The sequence below is a fragment of the Streptomyces scabiei 87.22 genome (genome assembly GCF_000091305.1).
Taxonomy (GTDB): Bacteria; Actinomycetota; Actinomycetes; order Streptomycetales; family Streptomycetaceae; genus Streptomyces; species Streptomyces scabiei.
This window is the reverse complement of the sequence record NC_013929.1, coordinates 1,223,152-1,238,353: the sequence shown is the minus strand read 5'-3', so window position 1 is coordinate 1,238,353 and position 15,202 is coordinate 1,223,152. Positions and strand designations below refer to the sequence as shown.

General features: G+C 72.1%; 14 protein-coding genes. 7 read left to right on the top strand and 7 right to left on the bottom strand.

Annotated elements, in window-relative coordinates; genetic code table 11:
• Nucleotides 1-274: 274 nt before the first annotated feature.
• From SCAB_RS05205 to SCAB_RS05175, 7 genes are all read left to right on the top strand, one after another.
• Nucleotides 275-625 carry an ArsR/SmtB family transcription factor gene (locus SCAB_RS05205; RefSeq protein WP_037726911.1) on the top strand — a complete coding sequence of 117 codons (351 nt, stop codon included), beginning with the start codon at nucleotides 275-277 and terminating at the stop codon, nucleotides 623-625.
• Between the two features lie 1,149 nt (nucleotides 626-1,774).
• Nucleotides 1,775-3,085, top strand: a complete 1,311-nt coding sequence (locus SCAB_RS05200) for an NAD(P)/FAD-dependent oxidoreductase (protein WP_012998997.1) — start codon at nucleotides 1,775-1,777, stop codon at nucleotides 3,083-3,085.
• Nucleotides 3,082-3,810 (top strand): DUF1365 domain-containing protein, encoded by a 729-nt coding sequence (locus SCAB_RS05195; RefSeq protein ID WP_012998996.1) that lies wholly within the window; start codon nucleotides 3,082-3,084, stop codon nucleotides 3,808-3,810. The genes SCAB_RS05200 and SCAB_RS05195 overlap by 4 nt, the downstream gene beginning before the upstream one ends.
• Nucleotides 3,807-5,129 carry a class I SAM-dependent methyltransferase gene (locus SCAB_RS05190; RefSeq protein WP_078580057.1) on the top strand — a complete coding sequence of 441 codons (1,323 nt, stop codon included), beginning with the start codon at nucleotides 3,807-3,809 and terminating at the stop codon, nucleotides 5,127-5,129. The genes SCAB_RS05195 and SCAB_RS05190 overlap by 4 nt, the downstream gene beginning before the upstream one ends.
• Nucleotides 5,126-6,439: an SAM-dependent methyltransferase gene (locus SCAB_RS05185; protein ID WP_012998994.1), complete on the top strand. Its 1,314-nt coding sequence runs from the start codon at nucleotides 5,126-5,128 to the stop codon at nucleotides 6,437-6,439. Before SCAB_RS05190 ends, SCAB_RS05185 begins: the two co-directional genes overlap by 4 nt.
• Nucleotides 6,436-7,269: a DUF1295 domain-containing protein gene (locus SCAB_RS05180; RefSeq protein ID WP_037726905.1), complete on the top strand. Its 834-nt coding sequence runs from the start codon at nucleotides 6,436-6,438 to the stop codon at nucleotides 7,267-7,269. The genes SCAB_RS05185 and SCAB_RS05180 overlap by 4 nt, the downstream gene beginning before the upstream one ends.
• Nucleotides 7,266-7,955, top strand: coding sequence for an alpha/beta fold hydrolase (locus tag SCAB_RS05175; RefSeq protein ID WP_012998992.1), 690 nt, complete (start codon nucleotides 7,266-7,268; stop codon nucleotides 7,953-7,955). Before SCAB_RS05180 ends, SCAB_RS05175 begins: the two co-directional genes overlap by 4 nt.
• A gap of 108 nt (nucleotides 7,956-8,063) precedes the next feature.
• Here SCAB_RS05175 and SCAB_RS05170 read toward each other — a convergent pair whose 3' ends face one another.
• From SCAB_RS05170 to SCAB_RS05140, 7 genes are all read right to left on the bottom strand, one after another.
• Nucleotides 8,064-8,396: a hypothetical protein gene (locus tag SCAB_RS05170; protein WP_012998991.1), complete on the bottom strand. Its 333-nt coding sequence runs from the start codon at nucleotides 8,394-8,396 to the stop codon at nucleotides 8,064-8,066.
• A gap of 78 nt (nucleotides 8,397-8,474) precedes the next feature.
• Nucleotides 8,475-9,128: a fasciclin domain-containing protein gene (locus tag SCAB_RS05165; RefSeq protein WP_012998990.1), complete on the bottom strand. Its 654-nt coding sequence runs from the start codon at nucleotides 9,126-9,128 to the stop codon at nucleotides 8,475-8,477.
• 79 nt (nucleotides 9,129-9,207) lie between these two features.
• Nucleotides 9,208-10,809, bottom strand: a complete 1,602-nt coding sequence (locus tag SCAB_RS05160) for a molybdopterin-dependent oxidoreductase (protein ID WP_037726903.1) — start codon at nucleotides 10,807-10,809, stop codon at nucleotides 9,208-9,210.
• Nucleotides 10,810-11,379: 570 nt separating this feature from the next.
• On the bottom strand, nucleotides 11,380-12,132 hold the full coding sequence (locus SCAB_RS05155) for an anti-sigma factor (protein ID WP_012998988.1): 753 nt from the start codon (nucleotides 12,130-12,132) through the stop codon (nucleotides 11,380-11,382).
• A complete protein-coding gene (locus SCAB_RS05150; RefSeq protein WP_041668906.1) occupies nucleotides 12,129-12,713 on the bottom strand; it encodes a sigma-70 family RNA polymerase sigma factor in 585 nt (194 codons plus the stop codon). Before SCAB_RS05150 ends, SCAB_RS05155 begins: the two co-directional genes overlap by 4 nt.
• Before the next feature lie 216 nt (nucleotides 12,714-12,929).
• Nucleotides 12,930-14,363, bottom strand: a complete 1,434-nt coding sequence (locus SCAB_RS05145; protein WP_012998986.1) for a sensor histidine kinase — start codon at nucleotides 14,361-14,363, stop codon at nucleotides 12,930-12,932.
• A complete protein-coding gene (locus tag SCAB_RS05140) occupies nucleotides 14,360-15,094 on the bottom strand; it encodes a response regulator transcription factor (protein ID WP_012998985.1) in 735 nt (244 codons plus the stop codon). The genes SCAB_RS05145 and SCAB_RS05140 overlap by 4 nt, the downstream gene beginning before the upstream one ends.
• Nucleotides 15,095-15,202 lie beyond the last annotated feature (108 nt).

The window sequence follows — 15,202 nt, the reverse complement described above, 5'->3', positions numbered from 1 at the left end:
CGAATCCCGGCGTGGTCGGTTGGCGGCCGGAGGCATTGGTGGCGACCGCGTGGGCGATGTCGGCGCCCCCTCGCGAAACCTCATGAATTGCTAAAATTGGCAATTCATGAGGCTGTGGGCGCTGTATTCGGCGGCTTGGCTTCCGGCCCGCGGGTTCGGCATCGCCGGTGCCGCAGGCGAGGATGGACCGCATGTTCTTGACGAGTGAGTGGATGCGAGGCGCCGAGCTCCGGCCGGTGGGGCCATGCTGTTGCGTCGGGGAGGAGGCGGCACGATGAGTACGCCGCTGTACCAGCTGAAGGCCGAATTCTTCAAGACGCTGGGTCATCCTGCCCGCATCCGGGTGCTGGAGCTCCTGAGCGAGCGGGAGCACGCTGTGGCGGAGATGCTGCCCGAGGTGGGCATCGAGCCCGCACATCTGTCCCAGCAGCTGGCCGTGCTGCGGCGGGCGAATCTGGTCACGACCCGCAAGGCGGGCTCGACCGTGTACTACTCGCTGACCAGCCCGCAGATCGCGGAGCTGCTGCGGGTCGCGCGGAGCATTCTGTCCGGGGTGCTCGCCGGGCAGGCCGAGCTGCTGGCAGATCTGCGGGCCACGCAGGGCAAGGGAAAGCCGCTGTCGTAGCGGCGGTCCTTGAACCGCTTCCGTCTCCCGAGAGTTGACAGCGCCCTGTGGAGCACGCGCACCCCGTGACGCGCGCGGCGGTGAGAGTTTTCGACATCCGGATGGTCGCGCGGCACAGGGACGGGTTCGTAGGGCCGGGAGGGGAGTCGTGCACCGGGACCGTTGGGGCTGACCGGTTCGTGCCCCGCGGCGCGGGTGCATCGGCGGTGCAGGACGCCCACGTTCCAGCGCGCCGGCGCGTCGTCCTGCGATGGGTCCCAGAGTTCGTCGTAGGAGATGCCCAGGTGCACCTCGGTGCAGTCAGCGGCCTGGCCACCGCAGTTGGGCTGCCGAGCGTGGACGCGATCGGCATGGTCGCCGGACTGGCATTTCCGCCGCCGGACGCCGGGTCTCGAAACCGCACGGTGCCAGGCCCGGGTCCGCAGGAGGGCGTCGACCCGGCGGACCCGTACGGCCCCTTCCTCAGCCGCGCTCTCTCCCACGACTCGGGCGCGCTGCGACCGGGTTCTCAACCTGGCACCCGGCCCGGCGGCGGAAGCCGGGACCCGCGCCCAGCACCTCGCCCTCACCAGCGACGACGCAGTGGCCGCCGGCCGCCGTGTCGACGCCGTCGGCGTCGCCCTTCTGGAGATCCCCGACAACTACTACGACGGCACTGCTGCACGGTCACCGTGGGCCGCGTCTTCTTCGAGATCGTCCAACGCACCGGCGGCTGTCGCGGCTACGGCGCCGCCAACTCCCGTCCGGTCGGCCGCACAACGCCGATAGCCGTATGACGCCTGCCGCGCGGTGGACCCGTGCGACAGACCGCTTCCGCCCATTGTCCGGTGTGAGGGCCTGCCCGGTCCCGGGGCGCAGCAGAAGCAGCCCTCCGGCGATCGCGATGGTCGCGCCATCATGGCGCCACATGCGCCTGCCCCCAGCCGAGGCTTCCTGCCTAGGGTGAGCAGCTTGCAGATGCTCACGGCCGTCAACCACAGGCCGGCGAGGAAGTGCGGGCGCCCGTCGACCGAGCCGCCTCGCGAGGTCGAGTGGCTCCTTGGATTCGATGAGATACCGCGGCGCCGATCTGCGAGAACGGCCAATCCACCGCCCGACCTGCTCCGGATTACGCGGAGACCGCAGATCGCGGAGGCGGGAGGAGAGGCGATGGAAACCGAGCCGGAGGAGGCGCGCGGCCCGCAACGCCGGTCACGGCACGAGCGGCGGACGGCCGTGATCGGGTCGGGAGTCGCGGGGCTGACCGCCGCGTACCTGCTGGGCCGGAACCGGCACGTCGTCCTGTACGAGGCCGACGACCGGCTCGGTGGGCACGCTCACACCCACGAACTGACGTCGCCGCACGACGGACGGGTGCACCGTGTGGACTCCGGCTTCATCGTGCACAACCGGCGCACCTACCCGCATCTGCTGCGGCTCTTCGACGAACTCGGCGTGACCACGCAGGAGTCGGAGATGACCATGTCGGTGCGGTGCGAGGGGTGCGGGCTGGAATACGCCGGGGCCCGCGGCCCGTCCGGACTGTTCGCCCGGCGCGGCAACCTCGTGCGCGGTCGCTATCTGCGGCTGCTGGCCGAGGTGCCCGCCTTCCACCGGGCGGCCCGGCGGCTGCTGGCGCAGGGCCGAGAGGGGACCCTCACACTGGCCGAGTTCCTGGACCGGGAGGGTTTCTCCGCCTACTTCCGCACCCACTTCGTGACGCCCGTGGTGTCGGCCGTGTGGTCCTGTGACGCCGGTACGGCCCAACGCTACCCGGCCGCCTATCTGTTCCGTTTCCTGGAACACCACGGGTTGCTGTCGGTGAGCGGCTCGCCCGTGTGGCGCACGGTCACCGGCGGTTCCCGCACCTATGTCGAACGGATCGCCAAACGCCTCGGCGAGATCCGCACCGGCAGCCCGGTGCGGGCCGTGCACCGTCATGCCGACGGCGCGGACGTCACGACCGACGACGGCGCGACGCAGTCGTACGACGCGGTGGTGATCGCGGTCCACCCGGACCAGGCGCTGCGCCTGCTCGCCGACCCGACCGAGCGGGAACGGGAGGTGCTGAGCGCGTTCCGCTACTCCCGCAACACCACCCTCCTGCACACCGACACCCGGCTGCTGCCGCGGTCCCCCGGCGCCCGCGCCGCCTGGAACTACCTGATGCCCGGGTGCGAGGCCGGGGCCGACCGGGTGCGGGTCAGCTACGACATGAACCGGCTGCAACGCCTGGACGCCACCGAGAGATTCGTGGTCACCCTGGGCGGCGAGGACCGTGTCGACCCGGACCGGGTGCTGGCCCGCATGGTCTACGAACACCCCGTCTACACCCCCGAATCGGTGGCCGCACAACGGCGTCTGCCCGAGCTGAGAACCCCCGTCTGCGCGTTCGCCGGTGCCTACCATGGTTGGGGCTTCCACGAGGACGGCTGCCGGTCGGGCGTGGAGGCCGCGGCCGCGTTGGGGGCGCGCTGGTGAACGTCCTGCCTGCGCTGTACTCCTGCACGGTCGCGCACGTGCGGACCGCTCCCCGGTACGCCCTGCGCCACCGCACCTACATGTGGGTCATCGACCCCGACCACCCGCCCCGACTGCCGCTCCCCCTGCGGCCGTTGGCCCGGTTCGACCCGCGTGACCACTTCAGCGGGGACCGGTCCTCGATCCGGGCCGGCCTGGACGCCTACCTCGCCGCACAGGGCGTCCACCTGGGCGGTGGCCGGGTGGTGATGCTGACCCACGCGCGGGTGTTCGGGTACGTGTTCAACCCGCTCACCCTGTACTGGTGCCACGGCACCGACGGCGGTCTGCGCTGCGTGGTGGCCGAGGTGCACAACACGTACGGCGGACGTCACTGCTATCTCCTGCGCCCCGACGCCACCGGCACGGCCCGTTCGGACAAGGCGTTCTACGTCTCCCCGTTCTTCCCCGTCGACGGCGGCTACCGCATGCGGCTGCCCCCGCCGGACGACCGGCTCGCCCTCACCGTGCACCTGGACCGAGAGGGCGGCCGGGCCTTCACCGCGACCGTCCGCGGTGCCCGCCGCCCGGTGACCGCCCGGGCCCTGCTGCGGCTGGTGCTGCGTCACCCCTTCTCGACCCTCGCCGTGTCGGCCGCGATCCGCTTCCACGGCATCCGCCTGTACCTGCGGGGACTGCCCGTCCAGCCCCGCTCCGATCACCGCACCCCGGAGAAAGCGACATGACTGCAGCAGCGTCCCGTACGACCTCCGAGGGACATGCCGTTCCAGCGCCGCCGTCCCCGGTGGGCGCCCCCGCCGCGCTCGGCACCCTCCACCCGGCCGATCCCGCTCGCTGGCCCGACATCGTCACCGTGCCCCCGGCATCACGCCTCCGTACCGCGGTGACCGCGCTGCTGGTGCGGCGGGCGCTGGAGGGACTGCCGCTGCGGGTCAGGTTCGCCGGTTCCGACATGGCGGGCCTGGGGGGTCCGCTGCTGGAGGTGCGGGATCCGGGCGCCTTCCACGCGCGCGTCGGGGCGGACGGCCTGGTCGGATTCGGCGAGTCCTACATGGCCGGCGAGTGGGACGCCCCCGATCTGGTCGCGGCGCTCACCGTGCTCGCCGCCCACACGGCCGAACTGATCCCGGCCCCCTTGCAGCGACTGCGTGGCGTGTGGGCACCGCGGCACCCGCACGACGAGCGCAACACACCCGACGGCTCCCGCGCCAACATCAGCCGTCACTACGACCTGTCCAACGACCTGTTCGCGCTCTTCCTCGACGACACCCTCACCTACTCCTCAGCCCTCTTCCGGGGCTTCCCGGCCACCTGGGACCTGCTAGCCGCGGCCCAGCACCGCAAGATCGACCGCCTCCTCGACCTGGCAGACGTGGGCGCGGGAACCCGCCTGCTGGAGATCGGCACCGGCTGGGGCGAACTCGCCCTGCGTGCCGCCGTCCGCGGCGCCCGCGTCACCTCGCTCACCCTGTCCCGGGAACAGCAGGCCCTGGCCCTGGAGCGAGTGCGCGCGGCGGGTCTCCAGGACCGTGTCTCCATCGAGTTGTGCGACTACCGCGAGGCACGCGGGCAGTACGACGCCGTCGTCAGCGTGGAGATGATCGAGGCGGTCGGCGCGGACTTCTGGCCGGTGTATTTCCGCACCCTCGACGAGCGGTTGGCACCGGGCGGCAGGGCGGCGCTCCAGGCGATCACCATGCCGCACGAACGGATGCTGGCCACCCGCTCCACCTTCACCTGGATCCACAAGTACGTCTTCCCCGGCGGGTTCATCCCCTCCACGACGGCGATCGAGGAGACCGTCCACGATCACACCGGGCTGCACCTCGCCCGCCGTGACGCGTTCGGCCCCCACTATGCCGAGACGCTGCGGCTGTGGCGGGAGAGGTTCACCCGGCGCGCCGACGAGGTCGACGCGCTCGGCTTCGACGAGACCTTCCGCAGGCTGTGGACGTTCTACCTGGCCTACTCCGAGGCCGGCTTCCGCTCCGGCTATCTCGACGTGCAGCAGTACCTGTTCACCAAGGAGAATCCCGCGCGATGACCAGCACTGTTCCCGCGAAGGCCACCGGCGCCGCCCACCTGCTCAGCGCCCTCGCCCTGGACGTCCTCGGCGGCCCGCTGCCCCTGCGGCTGCGTGCCTGGGACGGCAGCGAGAGCGGCCCCGCCGACGCACCCGTGGTCGTCCTGCGGTCCCGGCGCGCGCTGCGCCGCCTGCTGTGGCAGCCCGGCGAACTCGGCCTGGCCCAGGCGTACATCACCGGCGAACTCGACGTCGACGGGGACCTCGCGCACGGGCTGCGGACGATGTGGTCCGCACAGCGGGAGCGCGGTCTGCGTCCGCCTCGGCTCACCGCCGCCGACCGGGCCCGCGCGCTCGCCACCGTCGTACGTCTCGGCGCGGTCGGCCCGCGTCCTCCTGCGCCGGACTCCCAGGCGCGACTGCGTGGCGGCCTGCACAGCAAGGCCCGCGACCGGGCCGCCATCAGCCACCACTACGACCTGTCCAACGACTTCTACCGGCTGCTCCTCGACGAGACCATGGCCTACTCGTGCGGCTACTGGGCGAGTGACGACGACGGCTTCGGGCCCGCCGACGCCCAGCGGGCCAAGCTGGAGCTGATCCGCCGCAAGCTGTCCCTGGCCCCCGGGTCCCGACTGCTGGACATCGGCTGCGGCTGGGGCTCGTTCACCCTGTACGCGGCCGAACGGCACGGCGTCCAGGTCACCGCCGTCACCCTGGCCCGCGAGCAGGCGGCGTACGTCCGTGAGCAGGTCCGCGAACGGGGCCTGGGCGAGCGGGTGGACGTGGTCTGCCAGGACTACCGGGACATCCAGGGCGGCGGGTACGACGCCGTCGCCACGGTCGAGATGGGTGAGCACGTCGGCGACGCGGAGTACCCGGCCTTCGCCGCCGCCCTGCACCGGCTGGTCCGGCCGGGCGGCCGGGTGCTGGTTCAGCAGATGTCACGGGGCCGCAGCGCCCCCGGCGGCGGGGCGTTCATCGAGGCGTACATCGCCCCGGACATGCACATGCGGCCCCTGGGGGAGACCGTCGCCCTCCTGGAGGAGGCGGGACTGGAGGTCAGGCACTCCGAGTCGCTGCGGGAGCACTACGTCCGCAGCATCGAGGCATGGCACCGCACCCTTGAGGAACACTGGCAGCGGTTCCTGGCGCAGGTCGGCGAGGAGACCGCCCGGGTGTGGCGGTTGTACCTGGTCGGCGCCGCCCTGGCGTTCGAGGAGGGCCGGATGGGCGTCGACCAGATCCTGAGCGTGCGGCCGGGACCCGGCGGCGCGAGCGGCATGCCCACGACCACGCATGCCTGGTACGAGGGGCTGGAGAAGCCGTGAGCGGATTCCCGTGGGGCGTGTTCGGGGTCAACCTCGCCTGGTCCGCCGCCGCGGCCCTCACGGTCATGCTCGTCACCTTCGCGCTCGCGGTCCGCGTGGGCCTGCACCGCATCGTGGACATCGCCTGGGGGCTCGGCTTCACGGTGGTGGCGGTCGTGAGCTTCGCCGCCTCCGCCGCACAGGACGAGGGCGATCCCGTACGACGGCTGCTGGCGACCGCGCTGACGGCGGCCTGGGGGCTGAGGCTGGCCGTGCACATCGCCCGGCGCGGACGGGGCCACGGCGAGGACCCTCGCTACGAGGCGATGCTCGCGAAGGCCACCGGCAACCGGAACGTGTACGCCCTGCGCATGGTCTACCTGCTCCAGGGCGCCCTGGTCTGGCTGGTGTCGCTGCCCGTCCAGGCCGCGCAGTACGTTCCCGGCCGGCCCTCGGCCCTGGCCTGGGCCGGTGCGGGGCTGTGGGCCGTCGGCCTCTGCTTCGAGGCGGTCGGGGACGCCCAGCTGGCCCGGTTCAAGGCGGGCGCGGAGGGCCGCGGGCGGATCATGGACCGTGGTCTGTGGGCCTGGACGCGGCACCCCAACTACTTCGGCGACTTCTGCGTGTGGTGGGGGCTGTTCCTGATCGCCTGCGGCTCCCCGGGGGCCGCAGCCGTGTCCGTGGCGTCCCCGGTGGTGATGAGTCTGCTGCTGATCCGGGGCAGCGGGAAGCGGCTGCTGGAACGGCACATGGCCGACCGGCCCGGATACGCCGACTACGTGGCCCGGACCAGCGGCTTCTTCCCGCTCCCGCCGAAGCGGCGCCGGACCGCGGAGGGGAGGCCACAGTGAAGGAAGGGGACTTCGGTGCGCTGCTGCCCCGACGGCGCCCCTCCCGGCCCCGGGCGGCCGTCCTGGTGCTGCACGGCGGACAGGCGACGAGCGAGCGCCCCACCAGCTCCCGGCAGTTGGCCGCGCTGCGGATGGATCCCCTCGTGCGTGCGGTGACAGCCGCGCTGCCCCACGACGACGTTCTGGTCGCCCGGGTCCGCTACCGCCTGCGCGGCTGGAACGGCGAGCGTGCCGATGCCCTGCGGGACACCCGGCGCGCCCTGGACGAGCTCGCCGAACTGGCCGGTCCCGTCCCCACGGTGCTGCTCGGCCACTCCATGGGCGGCCGGGCCGCCCTGCGTGCCGCCGGCCATCCGAGGGTGTCCGGGGTGCTCGCCCTGGCGCCGTGGTGGCCGGCGGGCGAGCCGGTCGCGCAGACGGCGGGCCGGCACGTCGTCGCGCTGCACGGGGACCGTGACAGCGTCACCTCGGCCGCCGAGACAGCGGAGTGCGTCCGCAGGGCGCGGGGGACGGCGGCGCGGGCCGGGATGGCCGTCGTCGGCGACGGCGACCACGCGATGCTGCGCCGGTACCGCGTCTGGCACCGTACCGCCTCGTCCGTCGTCGCCCACCTCCTCGACCCCGACGGCGTCCCCGACCCGCTGCCCGAGGAGTGCTACGGCGCAGGGGACTTCCCCGTGCTCTGACCGGCCGACCTTCTCAAGGTCGGTGACGCGTTCCACCGCCAGGCTCACGTTCTCTGCTGCGCTCCGCCCGCGCGCGGGCGAAGCGGTGAACGTGTGGCCGGTGATCAGTCAGACGGGGTAACCGCACCACGCCTCCCAGGCCGTCCGCAGGTCGCTGTGCCAGTGGACCCGTCGGTCGTCTGTCGTGCGGGAGCGCAGTGCCTCCGGGGCCAGCAGATGGATGGTGGCCGGGCCGTCCGGCCACGGCACGCTCGGCAGGAAGTCGTCCGCCGGCAGCAGGAGTTGCCGTAGGTCGAGGCCGGTCACGGACATGCCGGCGCACAGTTCGGTGAGTTCGTCGTGTACGGCCGAGCTGAGGTCGGGGGTCAGCGGTCCTGCCCCGGCGCACCACAGTCGGGTGCCGCAGACGGCGAGGACGCGCAGGCGGAGAAGTGCCGGCATGTTCCTTGGTCCAGTCCGTGTGACGGAGACGGGCCTGCCGGGCACCACGGTCCGCGGTGCCCGGCAGATGGCTGTGTGTCAGCTCTTGGGCATGAGAACGGTGTCGATGATGTACACGTGGGCGTTGGCGGTCTTCACGTTTCCGCAGACGACCTTGGCGGAGTCGTTGACGGTGTAGGACTCGCCGGAGCCGGAGGTGGTGAGCTTCGACTTCTCCAGAGTCTCGAAGGAGCCGTTCTCCAGGTCCTTCGGCGTGAGCTTCTGGCCGACGACGTGGTAGGTGAGGATCTTCGTCAGCTGTGCCTTGTCGTTCAGGACCTTGTCCAGGGTGGCCTTCGGGATCTTGGCGAAGGCGTCGTTGGTCGGCGCGAACACGGTGATGTCCTGGGCGTTGTTCAGGGTGTCGACCAGTCCGGCCTTCTTCACCGCCGCCACCAGGGTGGACAGGGCGGGGTTGTTGGAGGCGGCCGTGGCGACCGGGTCCTTGGCCATGCCGTCGAAGGAACCGGCACCGCTGGTGGGCACCGCGGAGCAGGCGGAACCGAACGGCTTGTCCATGGCGGTGGTGCTGCCGGATCCGGTCATGCCGTCGTCCGATGCGGAGGCCGACGCCTTGGACGAGGAGTCCGACTTGGTCGAGTCGCCGCCGCTGTCGGAGCAGGCACTCAGGGCCAGCGGGAGGACGGCCGCTGCGGCGACGGTCACGGCGATGCGGCGGATTCGGGTGTTCACGATGTTTCTCCTGTGGGTCACGGCAGCGCGTGCTGCCTGCTGAGGGAAAGGTGAAAGGGGAAAGGAGTCAGGGAAGCGGTCAGTCGACGGTGACGACCACGGAGTGCCATCCGCTCGCCCCGTCCGGGACGGTCCGGGTGCGTTTCTCGGTCTGCACCCGGCCGGTACGGTCGGTGGCGCGCACGGTGAGGGTGTGGCCGCCCCTGGCGGCCTGCCAGGGGAAGGACCACTGGCGCCAGGTGTCGCGGGTGTCCTCGGCGGCGAGCCGGGCCTGCTGCCAGGGGCCGTCGTCGATACGGACCTCGACCTTGTCGATACCGCGGTGCTGGGCCCAGGCGACCCCGGCGACCATGACCGTGCCGGCCTTGGGACGGGCGAACGGTTTGGGTGTGTCGATCCGCGACTGGGTCTTGATCGGCGCGTCGCGGGCCCAGCCGCGCTTGACCCAGTAGGGGTCGTAGGAGTCGAAGGTGGTGAGCTCGATGTCCTTGATCCACTTACAGGCGGAGACGAAGCCGTACAGGCCGGGCACCACCATGCGGACCGGGAATCCGTGTTCGAAGGGCAGCGGTTGGCCGTTCATGCCGAGAGCGAGAAGGGCGTCGCGGCCGTCCATCAGATCCTCGACGGGACTGCCGATCGTCATGCCGTCCACCGAGCGGGCGACCAGCTGATCGGCCGGCCCGCCCTTCGACGGTGGCCGCACTCCGCACTCGGCCAACACCTCCGCCAGGCGTACGCCGATCCAGCGGGCGTTGCCCACGTAGGGCCCGCCGATCTCGTTGGAGACACAGGTGAGCGTGATGTCCCGCTCGATCAGCTCACGCCGCAGCAGGTCGCCGAAGGACAGCGTGCGGGGCCGGGTGACGCCCCTGCCGTGGACGCGGAGCCGCCAGCCGGCCGCGTCCACCTTCGGCACCACCAGGGCGGTGTCGACGCGGTAGAAGCCGCCGTTGGGTGTGGTGAAGGGACTGACACCGGGAATCCGGAGCCCGGCACCCCGGGGAACGGCAGCAGCCGGGGAGGCGGGGCGGGGCAGGGCGAGCCGGTCGCGGTAGGCGACCGCGTCCTGCCCTCGGGAGGCGTTGAGCGTCCGGCCGAACAGACCGGCCCCGGCCGAGGCGGCGGCAGCGGCTGTCGCCGCGACCACGAAACCACGACGGTCCCAGTCCGCTTCCGGCCGTACCGCGCCGTCGGGCGTCCCGTGTTCTCGTGGAGCGAGGCGACCCGTCAGCGCGTGAAGGAGGACGGCTCCGGCGGCGGCGCCTACGGCCGACGGCAGCGCGTCGGCCACTCCGGCCGAGTCGGGCCTTCCGGTCGCCGCGACCGCGCCGACCGCCCCGAGAAGCAGTACGCCTGCCGCCCCGGTGCGCCGGAACCGCAGCGCGGCGATTCCCAGTCCCAGGGCGAAAAGGGCCAGCACCGCGAGGATTCCCAGTTGGAGAACCAGCTTGTCGTCCGTGCCGAAACGGCGGATCGCCCAGTCCTTGACCGCCGCGGGCGTCCGGTCGATCGCCGCACTGCCCACCGCGACGACCGGACCCGCCTGCGGGCGCACCGCCACCGACACGAGTTCCGCGACGGCGAGCGCCGTGAAGCCCGCGAGTGCGCCGCTGAGCGCACCCAGCAGCGGCCGCGTCAGGCCGCGCCGGTCGAGTGGTTCCTTCTCGTTCTCCGTCACGCGGGGAATCCGGTTCCGGCAGCCGCGCGGATTGGTCTGCCCCACGATCGGATGAATTTCCCTTTCCGGCCAATCCGTTCACGCCTCGGCTACGGATGACATGGACTTCGGATCGCGTTCCTGGCGAGTTCGGCGTTGCCGGACGACACCCTGCCGATGGTCCGCGCGGCGGAGGGGGCGAGTAGGTGTTCGCCTTGCTCGTGCGGCGGCACGCGCCGATGCCGACCCGGTCGGCGACGAAGACGGCTCGCGGCGCTGCTGCCCGCGCAGCGCCCGCGCCGACCGTCGTCGTGACGGTCGCGGGCCCGGACTGACCTCCTCGACCGCCCCTGCAGGTGTGGCGCGGGCGCGGTCGCCATCAGGTACCCGACGGCGATCCACACCCCGACCGCGACGGCTGGGATCCCCGGTCTGCGCAGTCGGGCCGGTGTGACCGGATCAGGCCCCGGCCCCACCGGTCGGCCAGTCTGCGCCGGGGCCCGTCCGGACAGGACGGCCGAACCGCGATACGTAACGGTGGCGCGTTTCCCCCTACTGCTTACGGTGCCATCCCGATGTGCGGGGGTCCCTTCAGCCCGGGAAGGGCATGACCGCGAGCGGGGCGGAGGTCGGCTGCTTCGAGCCCCCGGCGGGTTCGAGGGTCACGCCCATGCCCGACGCTCCGTCGAGTGCCCCGCGCATCAGCACGGTCTGGTCCCTGCGCCGGGGGTCCATGAGACCGGCGGACCGCATCGTGCCGTCGTCGTCGAACCACAGCTGGTAGACCTTGTCTGCGGACGGACGCGCCAGCCCGGAGGCCACGAACACGGCCCTGTCCAGGTTGCGGGAGACGACCACGGTGCCGCTGGCCCCGGCCGTCAGTTCGCTGCTGCGGCTCCGGGCGTCCGGCGCGGCCAGTACTGCCGCGATCTCGTCCGCTCCGCGCTCGGCGCGGCGCGCCTGGTCGACCGCTTCCTCGGCCCGCTGGTACTGCCAGACGGTGGTCCCACCGAGCGCCGCGGCCGCTGCCAGGCAGGCGGCGAGTGCCCACCGGGACAGCAGCCGGGTGCGTGGCCGGGCCCCGCCCGAGCGGCTCGGCGTCGATCCGCCGGGAGCCTCCTGCCGGACGGTGGCGATCCTGCGCAGCACCCGCTCGCGCATCACTGGAGGCGAGGTGGTGGAGACGGCGAGGCCCAGTCGGGCCGCTGTCGCGCACAGCTCGGCGGTCTCCTGCGCGCACGGTTGGCAGTCCGCGAGATGACGCTCGAACGCCTCGTGTTCCTCGTCGGACAGTGCGTGCAGGGCGTAGGCGCCGGTCAGGCGGTGCAGTTCGGCGGTGGTCATGCGGTCACCCCCAGGCAGTCGCGCAGTCGGATGAGTCCGTCGCGCAGTCGGGTCTTCACGGTCCCGAGGGGAAGCGACAGGGCCTCGGCCGCCTGGCGGTAGGTCAGTCCGCGGTAGTACGCCAGGGTGACCGCCTGGCGCTGGATCTCGGTCAGCGTGCGCAGGCAGCGCCGCACCTGCTCCCGCTCCAGCCGCGCCTCCACCTGCTCGGTCACATCGTCGAACTCGGGCGTCCGCTCCAGGAGGGCGGCCTTGTGGTCCCGGACCACCGCGGCCTCCACCGAGCGCACCCGGTCCACCGCCCTGCGGTGCGCCAGGGTGAGGATCCAGTTGACGGCCGTCCCCCGGTCGGGGCGGTAGCGGGGAGCGGTCCGCCACACCTCCACCAGCACCTCCTGCGCCACTTCCTCCGACTGTGCGTGATCGCGCAGGACGGCCCGCACCACACCCAGTACCGGCCCGGCGACGGTGTCGTAGACATGGGTGAACGCGTCCTCGTCACCCAGTGCCACCTGGGCCACCAGATCCTGGAGGTCAGGTTCCGTCGATGGATTTCTACCGATATGTACTGCTTCTTTCACCGAGGGCCTCCACGGTCGGGACATGTCCGGGCGTAATCCGTTCCCGCTGAGCGGTCGGATTGGTTGCGGTGGTGGTGAAATCGCAGGTGGCGGGCTGCGAGGGGCGCCACCGAGCAGGCGGGCCGGGTCAGACGGACGAAGCTCCCGCGGCCAGCACCGCTGCCACACCGCACTCGGCGGCCGGCCGCCCGTCAGGCGTGTGGACGACCCTGCGGGTCAGTACACCTGGCCAGGGAGTGTGAGACGGAAGGTGGTGTGTCCGGGGCTGCTGGTGACGGTGGCGGTTCCGCCGTGGGCGGTGATGACGGCGTGGACGATGGCGAGGCCGAGTCCGGTGCTTCCGGTGCTGCGGGAGCGGGCGTGGTCGGCGCGGACGAATCGGCCGAAGACGTCGGCCTGGAGTGTGTCGGGGATACCGGGGCCGTTGTCGCTCACGTCCACGAGGACGGTGCTCTGCTGCCTGGTGAGCGTGATGGTCACATCGGTGCCGGCCGGCGTATGGGTTCGGGCGTTGGCCAGAAGGTTGCCGATCGCCTGTTGGAGGCGATGGGCGTCCCCGGTGACGACGACCGGTTCTTCGGGGAGGTCGAGGAACCAGTGGTGGCCGGGGCCGGCGGCGCGGGCGTCTTCGGTCGCGTCGAGGATCAGCAGGGTCAGGTCGACCGGTTCGTGTTCGAGGGGCCGCCCCGCATCAAGTCGCGCGAGGAGCAGCAGGTCGTCGACGAGGCGGGTCATGCGCAGGGACTCACTGTCGATGCGTTCCAGGGCGTGGCGGACCTCGGTGGGGAGGGGGGCGTTGTGGCGGAGGGCGAGTTCGGCGTGGCCGCGGATGTTGGCGACGGGGGTGCGCAGCTCGTGGCTGGCGTCGGCGGCGAAGTGGCGGAGCCTCTCCTCGCTCGCGTGGCGGCGGGTCAGGGCGTCCTCGATGTGGCCGAGCATGTGGTTGAGGGCGGTGCCGACCCGGCCGACCTCGGTACGGGGGTCGGTGTCGGGGAGCGGTGCGGGCATGGCGACCTCCCCGCTGGCAAGTGGCAGTCCGGCGACCTCGGCCGCACGGGCGGTGACCTTCTGCAGAGGGAGGAGGGAGAAACGCACCCATACGGCCCCGGCGATCCCGGTGGCCGACAGGGCGGCAGCGAACAGCACCGCCTCGACCGCTTGGAGGCGGTGGACGGTTTCTTCGACCGGGTGCAGGGGCAGGCCGGTGATCAGGATGTCCTGGTCGTCGCCCCGGACAGCCGTGACACGGTATTCGCCCAGACCGGAGAGGCGGATGCTGTGCCCCTTCCCGTCCACGGGGATTCCGGCCAGGGCGCGCTGCTCCCCGGGCTTGAGCCGGAGGGGGCGGTCGGTGGCGTCGTCGACCACGGCGGCTTGGGTGACGTGGCCGTCGAGGAGTCGCGCGCCGAACGTGGCGTCGGCCTGGCCCCGGGTGTCGGGCCGGTTGTCCGCGTCGGGGTCGGCCTCGTGCTCCAGGCTGGCCGCGAACCGGCCACCGGACGCGGAGAGCTGCTCGTCCAGGCGGCCCATCAGAAAACCCCGCAGAGCGAGAGCGGTGGTGATCCCGACGGCGAGGCAGGCCAGAGCGAGCAGGGTGACGAGTCCGGCGGTGAGCTGGCCGCGCAGGGTGCGGGGCGGCAGGCGCCTCACGAGGCTTCCGGTTTGAGGACGTAGCCGACGCCGCGCACGGTGTGGATCATCGGGGAGCGTCCGGCGTCGATCTTCTTGCGCAGGTAGCTGATGTAGAGCTCGACGATGTGGGCGCGGCCGCCGAAGTCGTAGGACCACACCCGGTCGAGGATCTGCTCCTTGGACAGGACCCGGCGGGGGTTGCGCATGAGGAAGCGCAGGAGTTCGAACTCGGTGCGGGACAGCTCGACGACGGCCCCGCCGCGCCGGACCTCCCGGGCCTCCTCGTCCATGGTGAGGTCTCCGACCCTGAGCCGGTTCGTGCCCTGCCCGGCGGTCATTCCGGCCCGCCGCAGCAGCCCGCGCAGTCGCGCCAGGACCTCCTCCAGACTGTAGGGCTTGGTGACGTAGTCGTCACCGCCCGCGGTGATCCCCGCGATGCGGTCCTCGACCGCGTCGCGGGCGGTCAGGAACAGGACGCACACCTCGGGCATCTCGCGTCTGAGTGCCCGCAGGACCTGCAGGCCGTCCAGGTCGGGCAGCATCCAGTCCAGTACCACGGCGTCGGGGCGGAAGACACGGGCAGTCGCCAGCGCGGTCGCTCCGTCGCCGGCGGTGCGCACCTGCCACCCCTCGCCGGTGACGACTCCGGCCAGGACATCGGTGACGTCGGGTTCGTCGTCGACGACGAGGACCCGGACGGGGTCTCCGTCCGGGCGGTGCAGAAGAGATGTCGCACGCGGCTCGTCCATGGTCCCTTCAGCATCCCCCGGCGCGGGCCGCCGCGGGGTGGGGTGTGTCTCTGAGTTTCCTCTGAACCGGAGCCGGGAGCGGTCCGGCGGGGCCGATTCAGAAGGTAC

Coding starts and splice junctions, on each gene's coding strand:
- SCAB_RS05190 (WP_078580057.1), top strand. CDS start 3,807: ATGACTGCAGCAGCGTCCCGTACGACCTCCGAGGGACATGCCGTTCCA.
- SCAB_RS05140 (WP_012998985.1), bottom strand. CDS start 15,094: ATGGACGAGCCGCGTGCGACATCTCTTCTGCACCGCCCGGACGGAGAC.
- SCAB_RS05205 (WP_037726911.1), top strand. CDS start 275: ATGAGTACGCCGCTGTACCAGCTGAAGGCCGAATTCTTCAAGACGCTG.
- SCAB_RS05170 (WP_012998991.1), bottom strand. CDS start 8,396: ATGCCGGCACTTCTCCGCCTGCGCGTCCTCGCCGTCTGCGGCACCCGA.
- SCAB_RS05185 (WP_012998994.1), top strand. CDS start 5,126: ATGACCAGCACTGTTCCCGCGAAGGCCACCGGCGCCGCCCACCTGCTC.
- SCAB_RS05155 (WP_012998988.1), bottom strand. CDS start 12,132: ATGACCACCGCCGAACTGCACCGCCTGACCGGCGCCTACGCCCTGCAC.
- SCAB_RS05200 (WP_012998997.1), top strand. CDS start 1,775: ATGGAAACCGAGCCGGAGGAGGCGCGCGGCCCGCAACGCCGGTCACGG.